Source organism: Streptomyces sp. NPDC107454, assembly GCF_055582885.1.
The window spans coordinates 146,012-164,858 of the sequence record NZ_JBVJPA010000002.1; the positions used below are offsets into that span (position 1 = coordinate 146,012).

20 protein-coding genes are annotated in these 18,847 nt (G+C 71.9%); 8 read left to right on the forward strand and 12 right to left on the reverse strand.

Translation table 11 applies throughout. The features are described from left to right. Window positions 1-185: 185 nt before the first annotated feature. The 5 genes from ACZ69M_RS04835 to ACZ69M_RS04855 all read right to left on the reverse strand — a co-directional run bounded on the left by ACZ69M_RS04835 (window position 186) and on the right by ACZ69M_RS04855 (window position 5,606). Entirely contained in the window at window positions 186-1,529 is a 1,344-nt protein-coding gene (locus tag ACZ69M_RS04835) for a diacylglycerol/lipid kinase family protein (protein WP_470046636.1), read from the reverse strand. A 213-nt stretch (window positions 1,530-1,742) separates the two neighbouring features. Beyond that, entirely contained in the window at window positions 1,743-2,186 is a 444-nt protein-coding gene (locus ACZ69M_RS04840) for a response regulator (RefSeq protein ID WP_352051621.1), read from the reverse strand. Then, entirely contained in the window at window positions 2,183-3,850 is a 1,668-nt protein-coding gene (locus ACZ69M_RS04845) for a sensor histidine kinase (protein WP_470046639.1), read from the reverse strand. The genes ACZ69M_RS04840 and ACZ69M_RS04845 overlap by 4 nt, the downstream gene beginning before the upstream one ends. Further along, window positions 3,847-5,085 carry a PP2C family protein-serine/threonine phosphatase gene (locus ACZ69M_RS04850; RefSeq protein WP_470046641.1) on the reverse strand — a complete coding sequence of 413 codons (1,239 nt, stop codon included), beginning with the start codon at window positions 5,083-5,085 and terminating at the stop codon, window positions 3,847-3,849. Before ACZ69M_RS04850 ends, ACZ69M_RS04845 begins: the two co-directional genes overlap by 4 nt. Window positions 5,086-5,153: 68 nt before the next feature. Continuing rightward, window positions 5,154-5,606, reverse strand: coding sequence for an ATP-binding protein (locus tag ACZ69M_RS04855; RefSeq protein WP_095856485.1), 453 nt, complete (start codon window positions 5,604-5,606; stop codon window positions 5,154-5,156). A 232-nt stretch (window positions 5,607-5,838) separates the two neighbouring features. Here ACZ69M_RS04855 and ACZ69M_RS04860 point away from each other — a divergent pair, with 232 nt between their 5' ends. Continuing rightward, on the forward strand, window positions 5,839-6,366 hold the full coding sequence (locus tag ACZ69M_RS04860) for a MarR family winged helix-turn-helix transcriptional regulator (protein WP_470046643.1): 528 nt from the start codon (window positions 5,839-5,841) through the stop codon (window positions 6,364-6,366). A 7-nt stretch (window positions 6,367-6,373) separates the two neighbouring features. Here ACZ69M_RS04860 and ACZ69M_RS04865 read toward each other — a convergent pair whose 3' ends face one another. Further along, window positions 6,374-6,703 carry an STAS domain-containing protein gene (locus tag ACZ69M_RS04865; RefSeq protein ID WP_470046645.1) on the reverse strand — a complete coding sequence of 110 codons (330 nt, stop codon included), beginning with the start codon at window positions 6,701-6,703 and terminating at the stop codon, window positions 6,374-6,376. 274 nt (window positions 6,704-6,977) lie between these two features. Then, on the reverse strand, window positions 6,978-7,490 hold the full coding sequence (locus tag ACZ69M_RS04870; RefSeq protein WP_351305593.1) for a MarR family winged helix-turn-helix transcriptional regulator: 513 nt from the start codon (window positions 7,488-7,490) through the stop codon (window positions 6,978-6,980). 126 nt (window positions 7,491-7,616) lie between these two features. Here ACZ69M_RS04870 and ACZ69M_RS04875 point away from each other — a divergent pair, with 126 nt between their 5' ends. From ACZ69M_RS04875 to ACZ69M_RS04890, 4 genes are all read left to right on the forward strand, one after another. Next, window positions 7,617-8,798, forward strand: coding sequence for a PP2C family protein-serine/threonine phosphatase (locus tag ACZ69M_RS04875; RefSeq protein ID WP_470046648.1), 1,182 nt, complete (start codon window positions 7,617-7,619; stop codon window positions 8,796-8,798). A gap of 125 nt (window positions 8,799-8,923) precedes the next feature. Beyond that, complete coding sequence (locus ACZ69M_RS04880) at window positions 8,924-9,070, forward strand: hypothetical protein (protein WP_470046650.1); 147 nt, start codon at window positions 8,924-8,926, stop codon at window positions 9,068-9,070. Next, on the forward strand, window positions 9,067-9,663 hold the full coding sequence (locus ACZ69M_RS04885) for a PRC-barrel domain-containing protein (protein WP_470046652.1): 597 nt from the start codon (window positions 9,067-9,069) through the stop codon (window positions 9,661-9,663). The genes ACZ69M_RS04880 and ACZ69M_RS04885 overlap by 4 nt, the downstream gene beginning before the upstream one ends. Then, complete coding sequence (locus ACZ69M_RS04890; protein WP_470046654.1) at window positions 9,660-10,082, forward strand: hypothetical protein; 423 nt, start codon at window positions 9,660-9,662, stop codon at window positions 10,080-10,082. The genes ACZ69M_RS04885 and ACZ69M_RS04890 overlap by 4 nt, the downstream gene beginning before the upstream one ends. A gap of 7 nt (window positions 10,083-10,089) precedes the next feature. On the opposite strand, the gene ACZ69M_RS04895 is transcribed toward ACZ69M_RS04890, so the two are convergent. Further along, window positions 10,090-11,460 carry a DUF6777 domain-containing protein gene (locus ACZ69M_RS04895; RefSeq protein WP_470046656.1) on the reverse strand — a complete coding sequence of 457 codons (1,371 nt, stop codon included), beginning with the start codon at window positions 11,458-11,460 and terminating at the stop codon, window positions 10,090-10,092. Between the two features lie 163 nt (window positions 11,461-11,623). Between ACZ69M_RS04895 and ACZ69M_RS04900 the strand changes: the two genes are divergently transcribed. Beyond that, complete coding sequence (locus ACZ69M_RS04900) at window positions 11,624-12,925, forward strand: streptophobe family protein (protein ID WP_470046658.1); 1,302 nt, start codon at window positions 11,624-11,626, stop codon at window positions 12,923-12,925. A gap of 50 nt (window positions 12,926-12,975) precedes the next feature. Here ACZ69M_RS04900 and ACZ69M_RS04905 read toward each other — a convergent pair whose 3' ends face one another. The 3 genes from ACZ69M_RS04905 to ACZ69M_RS04915 form a co-directional block, all read right to left on the reverse strand. Further along, the gene (locus ACZ69M_RS04905) at window positions 12,976-13,599 is read right to left on the reverse strand and encodes a hypothetical protein (protein WP_470046660.1); all 624 of its coding nucleotides are present in this window, start codon (window positions 13,597-13,599) and stop codon (window positions 12,976-12,978) included. 5 nt (window positions 13,600-13,604) lie between these two features. After that, complete coding sequence (locus tag ACZ69M_RS04910) at window positions 13,605-15,938, reverse strand: FHA domain-containing protein (RefSeq protein ID WP_470046662.1); 2,334 nt, start codon at window positions 15,936-15,938, stop codon at window positions 13,605-13,607. 333 nt (window positions 15,939-16,271) lie between these two features. After that, window positions 16,272-16,682, reverse strand: a complete 411-nt coding sequence (locus ACZ69M_RS04915) for a hypothetical protein (RefSeq protein WP_470046664.1) — start codon at window positions 16,680-16,682, stop codon at window positions 16,272-16,274. Window positions 16,683-17,065: 383 nt separating this feature from the next. Here ACZ69M_RS04915 and ACZ69M_RS04920 point away from each other — a divergent pair, with 383 nt between their 5' ends. Beyond that, window positions 17,066-17,446 (forward strand): nuclear transport factor 2 family protein, encoded by a 381-nt coding sequence (locus ACZ69M_RS04920; protein ID WP_470046666.1) that lies wholly within the window; start codon window positions 17,066-17,068, stop codon window positions 17,444-17,446. A 129-nt stretch (window positions 17,447-17,575) separates the two neighbouring features. Next, a complete protein-coding gene (locus ACZ69M_RS04925) occupies window positions 17,576-17,845 on the forward strand; it encodes a DUF1905 domain-containing protein (protein WP_470047524.1) in 270 nt (89 codons plus the stop codon). Here the strand turns inward: ACZ69M_RS04925 and ACZ69M_RS04930 are convergent. Next, window positions 17,835-18,764 (reverse strand): helix-turn-helix transcriptional regulator, encoded by a 930-nt coding sequence (locus tag ACZ69M_RS04930; RefSeq protein ID WP_470046668.1) that lies wholly within the window; start codon window positions 18,762-18,764, stop codon window positions 17,835-17,837. The genes ACZ69M_RS04925 and ACZ69M_RS04930 overlap by 11 nt on opposite strands. Between the last annotated feature and the right edge of the window lie 83 nt (window positions 18,765-18,847).

Consider the following 18,847-nt stretch of genomic DNA (forward strand, 5'->3'; position numbering starts at 1 on the left):
ACTGGGGAGGCTGGGGAAGTGTGGTGTCGGCCATGCCTACGAGCATTGTCGCCCCGACCGCGATCCGCCACCGGTTTTCCGCCGCTCCGAAACGGTGTCAAGTCGCCCGCCGTGCCCGGGAGTCGGGGCGCGACCCGGCCCGCGTGGATCGGGAGGAACCGGGTGGCAGGGGCCCTTCAGCCCCTTCAGCGCAGCCACTGGTCCTTCTCCGCGGGCCGGTACAGCGTCACGGCACGTGTCACCTTGTCGAGCACCAGCCTCGGCGCCGCGACCCGGGTCACTTCGCCGTCGTAGGAGAACCGCGGGTCGCCGTGCAGCACTTCGAGCCGCAGGCCGCGCACCTGCGCCGTGGTGAGGACCCGGCTGTTGTGCAGGGTGCCGGTCAGGACGGCGAGCAGCAGCCGGGTCCTGGCCAGCGGAGTGCCGGCGTCGACGGCACGGACGTCGAGCAGTCCGTCGTCGAGCTGGGTACGGTAGGTGGGGGCGAACCCGGCGGGGTGGTAAATGCCGTTGCCCGCGAACAGGAGCCACAGGCGCTTGGGACGGCCGTTGACCGAGACGGTCACGGGGCTGCCCTTGGTGAGGACCCTGGCAAGTCCGACCACCAGCGCGGGCCACTTCCCGATCCGCTGCTCCAGCTTCTCCCGGGCACCGACCAGGTCCGAGTAGACGCCGAGACTGAAGGTGTTGAGGAACACCTGCTCCGGTCCGCCGGGGGCGCGGGCCCGCCCGAGGTCCGCGACGACCGCGTCGCCCGCCTGCACGGCTCGTACGACGTCCTCCAGGGTCTGGTTGCCGAGGTCGACGGCGAAGTGGTTGAAGGTGCCGCCGGGGAAGATCGCGAGCGGCAGGCCGAGCCGGGCGGCGATCTCCGTCGCGGCGTTGATGGTGCCGTCGCCGCCGCAGGCGCCGAGGGCGCCGCCCTCGGCCTTGGCCCGCCGGGCGGCCTGTTCCAGAAGTTCCACCAGGTCCTGGTCCTCCTGCGGCGCCGTGATCCCGGCCTTGGGCAGCGCGGCGCGCAGATACGCGCTCGCGTCGGGGGTGTCGGCGCTCCAGGAGAGCCCGGAGGACGGGTTCACCACGATGTGCAGTCCGGCGCCCCCGGGCAGCGCGGGAGCGGGCCGCCGCGGGCGTGCCGCCGCGGCCGCCGCCTCCGGTTTGACCGGCCACCAGCGGGCGGTCAGCGCGGCGGCGCCGACACCGATCGCGACGCCCACGGCCACGTCGCCGGGACGCCGGTCGCCCGAGCGCGTGCGGGCCATGGTCAGTGCCGCGGCGCCGGGCACCGCGAACAGGCCGTACCGGGGCGCTTCGAGCAGGACGCCGACGGCGAACGCGGCGGCCGACGCGACCCGGCCGGCCGCGCCCGGCGGCTGCGCCTTGCGGGCCGCCGGGCGCGCCAGCACGCGGGTCACGCCCGAGGCGATGGCGACGGTGCCGATGCCGCGCAGCGCGGCCCGGCGCGCGGTCCGGTTCCCCGACGCGCCGAGGGCCGCGGCGGCGGCGCCCCACGCGAGCCCACCGGCCACGGTCCGCCGCCATCCGGAGGGCCCGGCCGGTCCCGTGGCCGCCCCGCCCGGCCACCACGGCGTGCCACCGCCTGTTCGTCGCCCCGTCCCGCGCCTTCTCATCTGAGGCCCACCCTCGCGTCTCGACAACAGATCTCCTGGTCGGCAAGGTTGTGCCGCCGTTGTCCCTGTTCCCCGACTTCGCGCATTCATGGACCCCGGCCGGTGCGGGGGTCAGATGGTCTTGGGCAGCTTCACCACGGTCACGAAGAAGTCGTCGATCTGGCGGACCGCGGCGATGAACTGGTCGAGGTCGACCGGCTTGGTCACATAGGCGTTCGCGTGCAGTTTGTAGCTGCGCAGGATGTCCTCCTCGGCGGAGGAGGTGGTGAGGACGACGACGGGGATGTGGGCCAGTTCGTCGTCGGACTTGATCCGCTCCAGGACCTGGCGCCCGTCGTACTTGGGCAGGTTGAGGTCGAGCAGGATCAGGTCGGGGCGCGGAGCCTCGGTGTACTGGTTGGCGCGGTAGAGGAAGTCGAGGGCCTCCTCGCCGTCCCGTACGACGTGCAGGGTGTTGCGGATCTTGTTGTCCTCGAACGCCTCGCGGGTCATCAGCTCGTCGCCGGGGTCGTCCTCGACGAGCAGGACCTGAATGGGTACGGCGGGGGTGCTCACGTGTGTGCTCCTTCGGGTGGGCGCGCTGCCTCCTCGGCCCCGGGGGCGGGTTCCGGTCGCGCCATGGGCAGGGTGAAGGACACGCGTGTGCCCGCACCGGCGGCGCCGTCCAGGGTGATGGCGCCCCCGTGATGCTCGACGATCTTGCGGCAGAGGGCGAGGCCGATTCCCGTGCCCTCGTACTCGTCGCGGCCGTGCAGCCGCTGGAAGATGACGAAGACCTTCTCCCTGAACTCGGGTTCGATGCCTATGCCGTTGTCCTGTACGGTCAGCCGCCACGGTCCGTCCTCCGGCTCCGCCTCGCAGCGGACGGCGATCTCGGGCGGCCGGTCGGGGTGGCGGAACTTCACGGCGTTGCCGATCAGGTTCTGCCAGAGCATGGTCAGGGTCGTGACGTCACCCGTCACGGTGGGCAGCGGCCCTTCCCGTACGACACGCGCGCCCGTCTCCTCCAGGACCACGCTGAGGTTGCCGAGTGCCCGGTCCAGTACGTCGTCGAGAGCGACGGGGACCAGTTCCTCGCCGACGCGGCCGACGCGGGAGAAGGTCAGCAGGTCGTTGATGAGGATCTGCATGCGTTTGGCGCCGTCGACGGCGAAGTCGATGTACTGCTTGGCCCGGTCGTCCAGTTGGTCGCCGTACCGTTTCTCCAGGAGCTGGCAGAAGGACGCGATCTTGCGCAGGGGTTCCTGCAGATCGTGCGAGGCGACGTAGGCGAACTGCTCCAGCTCCGCGTTCGAGCGCTTCAGTTCCAGGGTCTGGGCGTCGAGTTCCTCGGCCTGTCGCTCCAGGAGGACCTCACGGGCCTTGGAGGCGGAGAGTTCCTCGACGATGCGGCGGCGCATCTCCTCGACGGCCCGGGCGACCCTTTCCAGGTCGCGTGGCCCGTCGAGCCGGATCCTGTGCTCGAACGCGCCGCCGCTGACGTCCACCGAGGCCGCTTCCAGAACCCGCAGAGGGCGCCCCACGATCCGGTGCAGCAGCAGGGTCAGCGCGAGGCCGCTCGCCAGGAAGGCGGCGAGCATGCCGCCGAAGAGGAGGTTGCGGGACCGGCGGCTGTCGTCGGCCGAGGCGCGGGTCCGGTCGCGCAGTTGCTGGATGTCCTGCTCCAGGGTGGCGAGCTGCCCCCGGATCTCGTCGAACCTGGCCTTGCTCGCCTCCAGGGAGGGGGCTTGGGCGCCGCCGGGCGTGCGGGCCGCCTCGATCAGCGGCTCGGCGTAGTCCCTGCGCCAGGCGTCGCTGAGGCGTCCGGCTGTCTTCAGGTCCGCGGCGATCCTGGAGTGGTCGGCGAGTTGCGTCGCCAGGCGGGCCTCGAAGGTCTTCTCGTCCCGTGCTCCGGACGCGTACGGATCGAGGAATCCGGTGTCCCTGCTCAGTACGTAGCCTCGTACGCCTGTCTCCTGGTCCACCAGCGAGGTCTCCAGCTGGTAGGCGGTGGCGCGGGCCGGCTGGATGCGGTCGGTGAGCAGATCGGTGCGGTCGTCGGCGCGGGCCTGGAGGACACCGCCGGACACGGCGCAGACGATCACCAGCAGCACGTTGGCGGCCAGCACCACGTGGATCCAGCCCTGCACGGTCAGCCGGGCGACGCGTGGGGGCTTTACGTCCTCGGGAGTGTCCGCCGTGGCATCGTCCGGTCCCGGGGCATTCGGCGTACGGATCATGACATCCCGTCCGTCGCCAGGTGCAGGACGGCCACGTCGTCGGCGAGTCCGCCGTGGGAGGCGGTCAGCGCGGCGACGTCCTCGACCACCGCGTCGGCGAACGGGCGCCCGCGCAGGGCCTGGTGTTTCCTCGCCACCGCGAGCAGCCCTTCCTCTCCCAGTCGCCGGCCCGGGGCCACGACGCCCTCGAAGAGACCGTCGGTGAACAGCGTCACGGCGCTGATGTCGTGCGCGGGCAGCTCGGTCTCCGGCCAGTGGGCCCGGCCCGGAAGCAGTCCGAGCGCGGGGCCCGGGGCCGGCTCGAAGAGCTCGATGCCACGCGAGGTACCCACGAGCAGTCCCGGGTGTCCGGCGCGGATCACGCTCATACGGCTGCGGTCCTTGGCGATCCGCAGGACGGTGAGGGTGGCGAAGATGTAGTCCGCGGCGCGCTCGGCGCCGATGATCTCCTCCAGGAGCTCGAGCTGGCGCGTGCCCACGCATCCGGACAGCACGGCGGCCCGCCAGGCCACCCGCAGACAGACGCCGAGCGCGGCCTCCGCCGCGCCGTGGCCGGAGACGTCCCCGATCACCGCGTGCACGGTGCCGTCCTCGCTCTCGACGACGTCGAAGAAGTCGCCGCCGAGCAGCGCGTGGTCCCGTCCCGGGCTGTAGCGCGAGGCCACCTGACAACCGGCTCCCCGCAGCAGGGGTGTGGGCAGCAGTCCGCGCTCCAGGCGCGCGTTCTCCCGGGCCAGCAGCCGGCTCGCCTGGAGTTCGGCGCCCGAGCGCTCCACCTGCTTGCGTTGCAGGGCGTACCGGACCGCGCGGCTGAGCGCCTCGGCGTCCAGGCCGTCCTTGGCGAGGAAGTCCTGCGCTCCTTCGGCCACCGCGGCGAGCCCGGCCTCGTTCTCGGCGACTCCGGTGAGCACCACGACGGCCGCGTCGGGCGCGGCGTCACGCACCAGCCGGACCGCGCCGAGTCCGTGGGTGTCGGGCAGATGCAGGTCCAGCAGGACGCACACGGAGTACGGCGTGGCGTCGAGGAACACGCGTGCCTCGGCGAGGGACTTGCACCAGGTGACCTCCATCGGCAGTCCGCTGTCGGCCAGCACCTCCCGCACCAGCAGCGCGTCTCCGGCGTCGTCCTCGACCAGCAGCAGTACCGCGGTGGCGTCCAGGCCCCAGCGGGGATCCGCACTCCCCTGCCGGGGCACCGCGCCTCGTTCACCTGTCCGCGGCAGGCGATCCGCCACGCTCGCCCCCCTTGAATGGCCCACGACGACCATGGTCCGCTGTGAGCCTACTGGTACGTCGCTCCGGGTCAACGGCGAAGGGCGAGCCGGGCCTTGACGCACTTTCCGACCGGTACCCGCCCGACGGTCACCTCCGTCGCGAGCGCGTGCACGATCTCCAGGCCGTGCCGCCCCACGCGTTCGGGATCCCGGGGATAGCGCCGGGGCAGTGCGGCGCTGCTGTCGTACACGATGACGGTCACGGAGGTGTCGGTTCCCTCCAGTTCCAGGATGTACGGCCCATGGCTGTGCCGGTCCGCGTTGGTGACCAGCTCGCTGACGACCAGCAGGAGGTCGCCGGTGGCCTGTGCGCCGATCTCGGCACACCACTCCGAACGGAGCTGTTCGACGAACAGCTCGGCGAAATGGCGCGCTTCGGCGATGCACCCCGGCTCGCCGGTGTAGTGCGCCGCCCGCCGAAGCGGTTCCACGGGCACGTCGAAGCCAGTCGGTATCACCGCTCCGTCCAAGCGCTCGATCATGTGGTTCTCTCTCGGATGCTGGTACGTCGGGACATTGCGCGTCCGGACGTTGCTGCACAGGGGCTCGTACCCCGTGAAGTCCTCCACAGTCACCCCGATGTTCCCCCGTCCCGGTGGCTTCCGCACACGATTCCCACAAGGGAACGGTGTCATCCCGACGCGGCAGGGCAGGGCCTCCAGGCGAGGCATGACCGGTCACCGAGTTCTCGGTACGAGCAAGGGGCGCGGACGGATGGACGGACAGGAGCCCGAAGTACGGGACGGCATACCGCCCCGGGAACGGGACAACGCCCTGCTCCAGGCCGCCGACCGGCTCGCGGCCGCGGCGGAGATCCTGGTCTCCGTGTCGGCCCGTACGGCGCTCGCGGTCGACAGCAGACTCTCGCCGCCGCTGCTGCGGGCCCTGACCCTGGTGGGCACGGATCCGGGTCTGACGCTCGCGGCACTCGCGGAGCGGGCGCAGATCAGCCGCTCCCGGGCGAGCCGGGTGTGCGACACGCTCGAAGAGGCCGGACTGCTGGCCCGTTCGCCACGCACCGAGGACCGCAGGGGCGTCGGCCTGAGTCTGACCGGCCGCGGCCGCTCGGCCCTCGACCGGGTGCGGGATCAGCGCACCGCCTGGATCAAGGACGCGCTGCTGCGGATGCCGGAGTCCGATCTGAGCGGACTGCTGGCCGCGCTGCGCTCGCTCGGCCCGTCCCTGGCCCACGGGCATCCGGAGCACGCGGAGACACCCGGGCCGTCCGACCGGTCCGTCTGACACGCTCTCAGACCGCATCGGCCTCCAGTGCCTCCCCCACGCCGGGGAAGACCGGCAGCACGTCCGAGACGCCGGTGATGCCCAGCACCCGCTCCACGAACGGGGAGAGGGCGGCCAGCCGGAGCCGCGGGCCGAGCACCCCGTGGGCCCGCAGGACGACGTTGATCGTGGTCGAGTCCAGAAAGGTCACCGCGGCCAGGTCGAGGACCACCGCTCCCGGACCGGCGCGGCCCGCCGCCGCGAGGGCCTCGTCGAGCTCGCCCGCGTTGTCGAGATCCACCTCGCCGCGGACCGCGATCACGGTCGAACGACCGGCCTCGCGCATCGACAGCGACATGGCCGCCTGACCTGGACTCCGGCCTGAATGCACAGCGATCCCTCGAAAGGTTGTCGAATCCGCGGAGAGTGGGGTAACCGCATGGGGACGGTGCGCCACAACGCCGCGATGGAGCGGTGTCAGGCCCTACCGTAGCCGATCGTTGTCATTTGACAACAATTGCCGTCAGGCAACAATCTGGTTCCCCTGCGATCCCAAGTCCGGCGACCCGTGGGCCGGTTGTCGCAGTGATGGGGTCGCAGTGACGGGTCGCACCGAAGGGACGCAGATGGAGCTAACCGGTACCGGTCGCATGCCCGGGCGCCCGGCCGGACCCGCCGGAGCGCTCTTCGAGCTGGTCCAGCGCGGTCGCCCGGAACGCTTCGAGGCCTTCGGTGAGCCGGGCGACGTCCGCCGAGGACATCTGCTCCAGCACGGCCCGCACCTCGCGCGCACGGTGCTCCCGCAGTTCGCTCAGCACCTGCTCGCCGAGCGGGCTGAGGCCGACCTCGACCTCGCGCCGGCTCGTCGAGCTCGGCACTCTGCGGATCAGGCCGACTGCCTCCATCCGGTCACACAGACGGCTGACCGAGGAGGGACGCGAGGCCAGGGCGTCACCGAGCGAGCGAAGATTCATGGACCCGCCCTGCTCGATCACGATCAGGGCCCGTAGCTGAGAGGGCGGCACCGGTCCGGACGGCGCGGACTCCTGCCCTCGGCCCCACAGGAGTTCGAGGAGCTCCGAGACGGCGTCGAGGGTATGCGCGGCTTCGTCTCGGGAGACGGGTGGACGGATCGAGCGAGGCACCGATCCACCTTGTCATCAACTCAAGGCCATTGCCAGCCGCGCCGGTCCACCGGAGCCCTCGTGACAGACCCCTGCGACCACGCAGACCGCCTCGCACGACCACCGCACGAGAAAGTCATCACGACCGTGACCTCTGTGAACGACGTCGACAGAGCCCTGCGCGCGGCCCCGCCGCACGCGCTGCTCGACACCCTGCGCCCCCTACTGACGGATGTCTGGGGGGCGATCGACGCCGACCTGCTGCTGGCGGACTACGGGATGACCGTGCTGCAGCCGGTCGAGGAGCCCGGCGACCCCGCGCGTGCCGTGTCCCTGCACAACACCCCCGAGAGCCGCGCCTTCGGCAGTCAGGAGCCGCACGAGGAACACCCCCGCAACACCGAACGGACGCGTCTGCATCTGCCGGTCACCGCCCGGGGCGAACGCCTGGGCATCCTCACCGTCCTGCTGCCCCCGGGGCCCGTGGACCCCTCGGTGACCGACGAACTCGTGCAGGTGGCCGATCTGCTGGGCCACGCGATCGTCGTGGCCGAACGGGACACGGACGTCTACCGTCAGGCCCGGCGGGTCGGCCGGCTGACGCTGGCCGCCGAAATGCAGTGGGAGCTGCTCCCGGGCCGGGCCTCTGCCCGCGAGGAGTTCGCCGTCGGCGCCCAGCTGGAGCCCGCGTACGCGGTGCGCGGGGACAACTTCGACTGGTCCTCGGACGCACACCGGCTCACCCTGTCGATCATCAACGGGATGGGGGACGGCATCCACGCGTCCTTGCTGACCCACCTGGCCGTCGGCGCCCTGCGCAACGCCCGCCGCGCCGGGCTCCCGGTCGCCGACCAGGCCAGACTCGCCGATCAGGCCCTCTACGCCCAGCACCACGGCGACCAGCACGTGTCGGCGCTGCTGCTCTCCTTCGACCTCGCCACCGGCAGCGCGCTCGCGGTGGACGCGGGCTCGCCCCGGATGTGGCGCCGCCGGGGCACGGCCGTGGAGCGGATCGCGCTGGAGGCGCAGCTGCCGCTCGGCATGTTCGAGGAGTCCGACTACGTGGCGCAGGAGTTCGGCGTCCTGCCCGGTGACCGGCTCCTGGTGGTGAGCGACGGGGTGTACGACGCCCTGTCCCCGCTGGGCGAGGTCTTCGGGGAGCGGGCGCTGGCCCGTGCCGTGTCGGCCACCGCCCTGCTGCCCGCGGCCGACGTACCGCGCGCCGTCCTCGACGAGCTGGCCCGCTACCGCGTCACCGAACCGCTGGACGACGCCCTGATCGTGTGCCTCGACTGGTCCGGCAGAACGGTCGGCACGCCGTCCGGCTGACGTCTCGCCCGGGTCGGCCGCCGAAATGACGACGGCCACCGCGCATTCCCCGGTCCGCTCGGGGCACGCGGACCGGGCGGAATCCGGCCGACGGCGGCCGGGGCCCGAAGGCCCGGAGGTGGACGGTGGACTGGTGGATGTGGCCGGTCGTCGTGATCGCGGCCCTGGTGCTGCTGAGCGCGGCGGCGGTCTGGGTGCAGACGAGCAGACGGTCGGGGACCGTCATCGCCGTGCGGCGCGGGCACCGGTTCGGGAAGCGGGAGGTGCGATGAGCGAGTTGATGTCCGCGCGTGACCTCGCTGGACGGCCGGTGGTCACGCTCGGCGGTGAGGCGGTGGCGCGGGTCAAGGACACCGTCTTCGACGGGCCCGCGGGACGTGTCACCGGCTTCACGCTCAACGGCCGGGGGCTGCTCGCGGGGCCGCTGAAGCAGAGCCTGCCGTGGAGCGCGGTCCACTCGCTGGGCCGCGACGCCGTCATGATCGTCAGCCGGGGGGTCCTCGCCGAACCGGCCGCGGTGATCGCCCGGGACGAGGCGGCGCACGGCCGGGTGCTGGGCGCCAGGGTGCTCACGGACGGCGGCACTGAGGTGGGAACCGTGCTCGACCTCGTCGTCGAGGCCGGTATCAGCGGCCGCGTGGTGGGGTTCAAGATCGCCGCCCGTCAGTCCCTGGAGTCCGGTTCGAAGCGCCGCCGCCGCAGGGTGTACGTCCCCCGGGGCGAGACGCTCGCCGTGTCGGGACAGGCTCTTGTCATCCCCGCGGACGCGACCCGCTTCGTCGCGGACGACCTGGCCGGTTTCGCCGCCCAGGTCGAGGCGTTCCGGCTCCGGGACACCGCCGACCGGACGGAACCCGCACCGTGACGCTGTTCTCCGGGATCCGCGGCCTGCCGGTCGTCACGCTCGGCGAGGCGGACGAGCTCGGCGTCGTCAGGTCACTCACGATCGATGTCGTATCGGGGCTGGTCGGCCAGGTGCGCCTCACGCCGGCCCGGGGTCGCAAGGAGATCGCGATCGACTGGAGCGCCTTGCACGTGATCGGCCCGGAGGCCGTCCTCGTCCGGTCGGGCGCCACCCTGGACACCGCCCCTCCCCCGGCGCCCGCGGACATCCTGGGCGTCCGGGTCCTGAGCGAGGACGGGGACGAGCGCGGCACCGTGCGGGACATCGCCTTCGACCCGGTCACCGGCCGCGTCGAGAAGATGTGCACGGCCCTGGGCGACATCCCGGGCGACCGGCTGGTCGGGCTCGGGGACTACGCCCTGGTCGTACGGACCGGCTGAGGTCGCCTCAGTACCCGGGAGGCGTCAGGGCCGGCTCCGGCGCGTCGTAGGACGACGAGGTGTCCGGCGTCGTGGCGCCCGCACTCGCCGTGATGTCGGTGGTCGTGTCGGGAGACGTGCGGCCGGAGTACGCCCCCGCCGACTCCGATGCCGTCACGACAGGGTCGGAGGAGGAGTGCTCCGCATCCGATGACGAAGAGGTGCGCGGAGACGGCGCATCGGACGACGAGGAGGAGGGTGAGGAAGGGGAGGCAGAAGAAGAGGACGGCGACGGGGACGAAGGGGGCGGAGACTTCGATGCCGGAGACTTCGGTGGCGCCGACGACTCGCTCACCGCGGGGGACGGCTTCGCCGGAGGGTACGTCTCCTTGTCCCGGCGGCCGTCGGAGTCGCCCCGGTGACGACCGACCCATGCGTCGCGGTGGGGGTCGTAGATGACGAAGACGTCGATGGTGGTCGTCGCGGGCACGACGACCACCACGTTCTGCGACCGGTACGAGGCCCAGGTGTCACCGGTCCGCCTGGGCACGGTCTGCTGCGCGACCGCCGGTGTCAAGGGGTTCCCGCAGGCACAGCGCACGCGCGGCACCCCGTGGCCGTCGACGAGGACCGCCGTGCCCGACTGGAGCACCGCCTGGTAGCCGGTGGCCGCGCCGCCCCGGTAGCCGTGGTTGGTGACGCGCGTGTCCATCCGCAGCTGTACGGGGGTGAGCGAGCGCAGGTAGGCGGGGACCTCGGTGGGCCGGACGTCCTCCACGGAGGCGAACGCCTTGTTCTTCGCCGGCTCCGCCCTGAGCGCCTTGACCTGCTTCTCCACATCGCAACTCGCGGTGTTGCGGGTGCCGCCGTAGAGCCCGGGTGCGGAACCCGACACACCGCGCGTCACATTGGCGGACTCCGGCGCGTTCGCCGCCGGTGTCACCGGCGCGATGGAACTGTCCTTCGCCGTCGACTCCGTGAACGGGTAGGGACCCGGTTTGCTCGCGGCCTGTAGGAACAGCTCACCGCCCGACGCCGTGCCGGACGTTCCGCCCGGGCGGGAGAGGACGACACCGAGCACCACCCCGGCCGCCACGACCCCGGTGATCAGCGCCATCCGCGGCGCCGACTTCCACCAGGGGCGGTCCGGACCGCCTCCGTGACGGGGCCGGCCGCCGGGACCACCGCCTCCGGAACCGCCTCCACCCGGCGGACCGGTCGGCGGTCCGGTCGGTGGACCACTGAGCGGACCGCTCGGCGGAACACTCGGCGGTGGCGGGAGCGGGCGGCCGATCCCTTGGGTCGGAGCGTCGTCGGAGGCACCCGGCCGGGGGGAGCCCGACAGCGGTCCCGAAGGAGGCCCGGTGGGCCGGTCGGAGGACGGCGGGTCGACGCTCACGGGCTCTTCCTCCGAGCGTAGGGATCTCGCGGCATTTCACGCCTTATATGCCGTTTCATTCCACAACGAGCCCATTGTGTGCTCCGGCCGGGTGTCCCCCGCAAGCTGACGCGGTCGGCCCTCCCGACGGGCGGTGGACCCCGGTGCTGCTTAGCGTGGCAGCGTGCGCCCGCAGACACGGTCCGACCAGGTCATCGCCGCTCCAGGCGAGCGGACGGCCGCCCGTCACGGCTGGGTCCAGGCCCTGCTGGCGGTGGTGGCCGGGGTGATCGTCATGCTCGCGGTCGCCGCCCTCGGGCTGTGGGGTGCCGGTGCGACGGGCCTGCCCGAGCACGCCTACCCACGGGTCGTCGCGGCCTCCGTGGTGACCGCGGTCGGCGGCACCATCGAGCTCGCGGGTGACGCGGGCGTGATCGCCGACACCCGGGCGGGACTGACGGTGATCCCTCTGTCGGTCACGCTCGCGGGGGCCCTGATGATCGCCGCCGGGTTCCTGCGGCCGCTGCGGCACCGGGCCGTCGCGGGTGCCGCCGAGTTGGCCGGCTGGGCCGCCAGAATCGCGGTCCTGTGGCTGCTGGCCCTCCTCGGACTCGCGCTCTACTCCCACCAGAACTTCAAGATCTCCCTCGGTACCGGGACGATCAGCGACATCGGCGACCTCATCGGGGTCTCGCCCGAGGTGGGCTTCAAGACAGCCGTGCCGGTGACTCTGTTCTACGGGGTGCTGTGGCTCGCGGGTGTCCTCGTCCTCGCCCTGTTGGTGTCGCGCGGAGCTCCGCTCCCGGCCCGGCTGCTGCGCTTCCAGGAGTCGGTGCGCCCGGCCGCGTACGCCATGGTCGTCCTGCTCCTCGCCTGCGTCGCGGCGGGAGCGCTCGTCGCGCTGGTGGTGGCCGCGACGCGCGGACACGTCCCCGAGACCTTCGCGGTGATCTTCCTCGGGCTGCCCAACCTCGCCTGGCTCGCCTTCACGATCGGGCTGGGCGCCACCTGGCGGGGGCGGGTGGACGGGCCGTTCGGGCTGCCCATGCCGCACGTCCTCGACGAGGTGCTGCGCACCCCGGACGTCTCCGCGGTCAATCTGCGCACCCTGGGCCACTACGACGGCAGGGTGTGGTGGCTGCCGGTCGTCGACGCACTGCTGCTTTTGGGCGCCGCGTTCCTGATGGCCGCCCGCTCACCGGCCCGGATGCGGGCCTGGCAGCACGCCGTCCGCATGGCCCTCGCGCTGGCGCTCGCGGTGCTCATGATCTGCCTGGTCGGCAGGATCTCGGCGCACTACGGCCTGTCGCTCATCGGCATCGGTGACGCCGCCGGCGGCCTCGCGGGCGAGCTCTTCCTCAAGCCGAAATTCTGGAGCGCGCTCGGCCTCGCCGTCGTGTGGGGCCTGGTGACCGGGTTCCTCGGCGCCCTGCTGGCGAGGGGAGTCCACCGAAAGGGCGAGGTCGTGCAGGACACGGTCGGCTAGGAGGCGGCACGGCAGGACACCAGCGGCCAGGGCGGTCGGCTCCCGCGCTGTCAGCGGTCACCCGGCTCGTCCACCCCCGGGACCAGACGGGTCGGTTCATGGTCGTCGGGCGCCCGTACGACACCTGTGCGCGCCCGGCCCGGAACGCTCCCGTTCCGCTCCCCGGTCGCCGCCGGTTCGTCCGCGACCGCGTACGTGCTCAGCCGCGTCCCGTCGGTGTACACCCAGCGCTCGTGCTCGGCGTCGTACAGCCAGAGGGACTCGCCGTCGACGACCACCCCGATCCGCTGCCCGCGTGTGAGGCCGCGGAAGGACGCGCCGTCCAGCCGCCCGGCCGCGAGGTCCTCGGCCGCGCTCCGATAGCGGATGAGGGCCTGCTCGACGCGGGCGAGGAGCGGGCGAGGGTCGGCCGTTCGGGTGAGGGGCTCGCCCTCCGCGGGCGGCGGCTGCGGTACGGCGACCAGCAGTCGGCCGTCGACCCAGGCCGACCAGCCGTTGGCGCAGACGACCCGGCCCCAGTCACCGAGCCGCTCGACGAGCTGCACCGGGAGCAGCCCGTCGAGCGGCACGGTGGGCCGGGAGGGGTCCGGCGCCTCCCAGGCGGGCAGGCCGTCCGGCGGAACGACGTGCGTCGGGCGGAACTCGTCGGTCGTCGCCGGGTCGGGAGTCGTCATCGCACCTACTTCCGCATGACCTCGGGTTCGTGCCGCCGCAGCAGCCGGGCCACCACGCACCCGAAGACGATCGACAGCACGACCAGCATGCTCACGTTGACCAGCCACACGCTGGGCTCGTGCCGGAACAGCGGGTCGGAGGTGAGCGACCCCGGGACGATCCGGCCCAGGGCGATGGTCCCCGACATCGCACCCAGGGCCCAGCGGGCGGGGACGAGCCAGGCCAGTTGCTCCATGCCGGGCACCCCGTGCAGCGTGAGCAGCGCGCCGCTGAACACCACCTGGACGACGGCGATCAGCACCAGCAGCGGCATGGTGACCTCCTCCTTGGTCACCACGGCGGAGACCAGGAGGCCGAGCATCATCGCGCTGAAGGCCAGCAGGGCCACGACCAGCGTGATCTCGAGAAGCGGTGACATGAGGACACCTTTGCCGCGGGGCGCGTTGAGGTCGACGCCGAACAGCGCGACGAGGGTCAGGACGACGGCCTGGAGAACGGTGATGGTGCCGAGGACCACGATCTTCGACATCAGGTACGCCGACCGGGACAGGCCGACCGCGCGCTCCCGCTGGTAGATGACCCGTTCCTTCACCACTTCGCGTACGGCGTTGGCCGCGCCCGCCAGGACTCCGCCTATGCAGAGGGTGAGCAGCGCGTTCATCGACGTCTCCAGCGTCAGTTTGCTGCCCGCGACGGCTCGGGCCATCACCCCCATGATGCACGGCAGCGCGATCATGACGGCGAGGAAGGTCCGGTCGGCGCTGAGCACGGCCGCGTACCGGCGCACCAGGGTGCCGAGTTGCGCGCCCCAGCTCTGGGCCTTGGGTGGCGGTCCGACGGGGGCGGCCGGGCCGGGCCGGGCCGGATGAGGCTGTGGGCTGGAGCTGTCGATGTACCGGCCCTGGAGCGGCGAGCTCCGGTACTCCCCCGCCCAGTCCCGGTCCTGGTCCCGCTCGAAGGCCTCGAAGGCCTCGGGCCACTGCTCGTAGCCGAAGTAGGCGAGCGCGTCTTCGGGCGGTCCGAAGTAGGCGACCTTGCCGCCGGGAGCGAGCACCAGGAGCCGGTCGCAGACGTCGAGGCTGAGCACGCTGTGGGTGACCACGATGACCGTACGGCCGTCGTCCGCGAGGCCGCGCAGCATGTGCATCACCGAGCGGTCCATGCCGGGGTCGAGACCGGAGGTGGGTTCGTCCAGGAACAGCAGCGACGGCTTGGTCAGCAGCTCCAGGGCCACACTGACCCGCTTGCGCTGACCGCCGGACAGACTGTGGATGGGCAGGCCGGCGCGCTGCTCCAGGCCCAGTTCCTGGATGACCTCGTCGACCCGGGCCTGGCGCTCCGCCTTCGCGGTGTCCTGCGGGAAGCGCAGCTCGGCGGCGTACGCGAGGGCGCGCCGCACCGTCAACTGGGCGTGCAGGATGTCGTCCTGCGGCACGAGGCCGATGCGCTGGCGCAGCTCGGCGTAGTCGCGGTAGAGGTCGCGGCCGTCGTACAGGACGGCTCCGCGGTCGGCGGGGCGCTGCCCGGTGAGGGCGTTGAGGAGCGTGGACTTCCCGGCGCCGCTGGGGCCCACGACGGCCAGCAGACACTTCTCGCCGACGGGAAAGGACACCTGGTCGAGGAGGATCTTGCGGCCACGGTCGACGGCGACGGTCAGTTCCTGGACATCGAGGGAGACCTCGCCGGTGTCGACGTACTCCTGCAACTCGTCTCCGACGAGGCAGAACGCGGAGTGGCCGATGCCGACGATGTCACCGGGGATGATCGCGGCGCGGGTGACGGGCTGCCCGTTGAGGAACGTGCCGTTGTGGCTGCCGAGGTCGAGGATCTCGTACGTCCTGTCCGGGTGGGCCAGCAGTTCGGCGTGCCGCCGGGAGACGACCAGGTCGTCGATGACCAGGTCGTTGTCGGCGCCGCGGCCGATGCGGACGGTGCGGGTGGGCAGCGGCCGTACGGTGGTCGGCCGTGGGAAGGTGCCGCTGGCCCAGGGCTGGAATTCGCCCGAGGGCCGCTGCGGGGTCTTGTCGGCGAAGACCGCACGGGGGCCGTCGGAGGGGCTGCCGAAGTGGATGACGCTGCCGGGTCCGACGCCCCATTCGCGAACTCGCCTGCCGTCGGCGTACGTGCCGTTCGTGCTGTTCTCGTCCTGGATCGTCCAGTGGTCGGCCTCGGGCCGCAGGACCGCGTGGTGCCACGAGACCCGGACGTCGTCGATGACGATCTCGCTCGACGGGTCACGCCCGACGTGATAGTCGCGGCTCGGACTCAGCACCGTGGAGCCCGTCTCCGTTTCGAGGACGAGTTCGGGCGCCGTCGGCGCGACCGACCGCTCTCCCATGCCCAGAATTCTAGCTATTCGTTCATATATGCGCCTGATCAGCGGCTCATGGCCGGTGCTGAGCGAGCTCCGCGAGGCGGGTCAGGGCGGGCATCGCGTCCGCGATCCCGCGCCGCCCGGGGGTCAACCGGGCGAGGAGCGGCGCCAGACGGCCTCGGGGATGTGGACGAGGGCGGCGGGTCTGCCACTCAGGTCGGGACACCGCTCCACCAGCCGAGTCCACCGGCGTCCGCACCAGGACGCCTACGACCCGCGGCGGCGCACGCTCGTCTCCGACGGCTCCGACCTGGCGCTGATGGCCGGCGGGACCCTCCGGGAGCCGCCCGGCGGCGGTCAGGCTGCGGAGCTGCCGAGGGCGGCGGCGGTCCGCTGCATGCGCAGCGCGTCGACGGATTCGGCGAGCAGTTCGTACTCGGTGGTGTCGTCGCTGGTGGCGATGCGGACGAGCTTTCCGGCGGCCAACTCCTCGGCTACCAGCTCCTGTTGGAGGGTGTCACCGCACCAGGCGCGCAGGACGCTCGGCACGTCGGGGACGGTGTCCGCCACCGGCGCGATCGAGTTCGGCGGGAAGGTCGGATCGTCGGGCTGCGGATCGAGCCGCGACGCCATCCAGGAGGCCCGGTCCCGCATCCACCACAGGGCCAGCGCCAGGGTGGGCGCGCGATAGGTCCCCAACGGGACGCCGACGCGTCTACCTCCGCATATTCCGTATGCGGTCACATGGCACAGGAATTCGTCGTGCACGATCGCTCCCCCATTGCAACGCTCTCCGCCGGCCCGGCCTCGCTTTCCCTGCGGCTCGTTCACTGCGTGCGGCTCGTTCGTGGTGCACGGTGGTACTGCGCGCGTCGTGCATGGTCGTGCAGCGCGCGGGCGTGGCTGAATCGCCCTGTCACTCGAGTATCGCCACTCCTGACACTCTGTCACCATGCCATTCCAGCCAGTCTCCTGGCATATTCACCGCCCGGTTTGGCCGAAACGCGACTCGCTGTCCTTACCCGGGAGGTAATCGACGTCCTCGGGCGTCGGCGGGCATGGTTGCGGTATCGGATCCCGGCGGGGAACCACCGCCCAAAATCCACTCGTTGACCAGCAACTACCTTACTTTCCACGGAGGTTGATCCACCATGTCCGCAGCCGACAACCGTTACGAGAACGCCGTCGCCCGCTACTTCGAGGCCTGGAACGCCACTGACCGCGATGCGCTCACCAAGGCGGTCGCCGCCGCCTGGAGCGCGGACGGCAGCTACACCGACCCGCTGGCCGAGGTCCGCGGGCACGACGGGATCGCGGCGGTGATCGCGGCGGCGCACGAGCAGTTCCCGGGGTTCTCCTTCCGGCCCGCCGGGCCGGTCGACGGGCACCACGACATCGCCCGCTTCGGCTGGGAACTGGTCAACGACGCCGACGGCACGGCGCCCGTCGCGGGATTCGACGTGATCACCCTGGACGGCGACGACCGGATCCGCGGCGTGCACGGATTCCTGGACCGCGTGCCGACCCAGTGACGCTCCCGCGCCTCCAGTGCGTCAGGGCGGAGTTCGACGAGTTTTCCCGCCTCCGGTGGTCTCTTGAGCAGGACAGCCACCGGAAGCGGAGGACCATAGGAACACCGTCGGCAGGAAAGACCGGGCGGGCTGCACCAGCAGTTCAGCGCGGCGCTGCGCAAGAGCCCCGACGACGGCGGCTGGACCTGTGTCGTCTGGCCGGAGTCCGTCTCCTTCTTCGGAACCCGCGGGCTGGTGAAGGTCAGCGGCACGATCGACGGGCACCCCTTCCGCGGTTCCTTCACGGCCCTGGGGGACGGCGCCCACAAGCTGCCGATGAAGGCCGACGTGCGCAAGGCGATCGGGAAGCAGGAGGGCGACACCGTCACGGTCCGCCTGGAGGAGCGCCTCAGCCCGTGAGGGCGGCCCGCGCGACGTCACGGTAGCGCCGCGGCGCGACACCCGTCGTCCGCTTGAAGGCGTTGCTGAACGCACTCTCGGACGTGTAGCCGACCCGCTGGGCCAGGGCCGACACCGATGTCTCACCGTCCCGCAGGGCCCGGCGGGCCAGACTCATCCGCCAGTCCAGCAGATACGTCAGGGGCGGCACCCCGGCCACGGCCCGGAAGCGCTCGGCGAAGGTGGTCCGGGACATGGCCGCCGCCCTGGCGAGCTCCTCCAGCTGCCAGGGGCGGCCCGGGTCGGCGTGCATGAGCCGCAGCGCCGGGGCGATGCGCTCGTCGGCGAGGGCGCGCAGACGTCCGGCAGGCAGGGCGTCGGCGTCCGTGAGATAGGCGCGCAGGACCTGGACGAACATGAGCTGGGCGAGCTGGTCGGCCGCGAAGTCGGCCCCGGCCCGCTCGGTGGTCAGTTCGCGCAGCAGCTGGTCGAGCAGCCAGCGCATGACCGGCGCCTCCTCGGCGCCGGAGCGGACACACAGCAGCGGCGGCAGGGCGTGCAGGAGCAACTCCTCGCCCGCCCGGCCGAGTTCGATGTGCCCGCCGACGAAGACGGCATCCTCTCCGCCGCCGTAACGAATCACGGACCCGGCGGTGTCCGCGAAGAGTGTCGCGGCGTCCGCCGGCTCCACGGACGGATCGCTCGCGACCACGAACGCCCGGCTGCCGTCGAACACGGCCACATCACCCGGCTCCAGCCGTTCGAACTCCGGCAGTCCGTCCAGGGACACCGACATGCCGCCCTTCACCACCGCGGCGATCTTGAGCATCCCGGGCGGCGGGAAGCGCAGCGCCCAGTCACCGCCGGCCGTGAAACCGCCGGAGATGACGCACCGGGCGTCCATGAGGCCGAGGGTGTCGGAGAGAGGATCCGCAGGCATGTCCGTACTATCGCGCAAGTAATGCGGACTATCAAGCATTCATCGTACGGAGCCCCGGTTCTACGGTGGTCGGGAAGGCACAC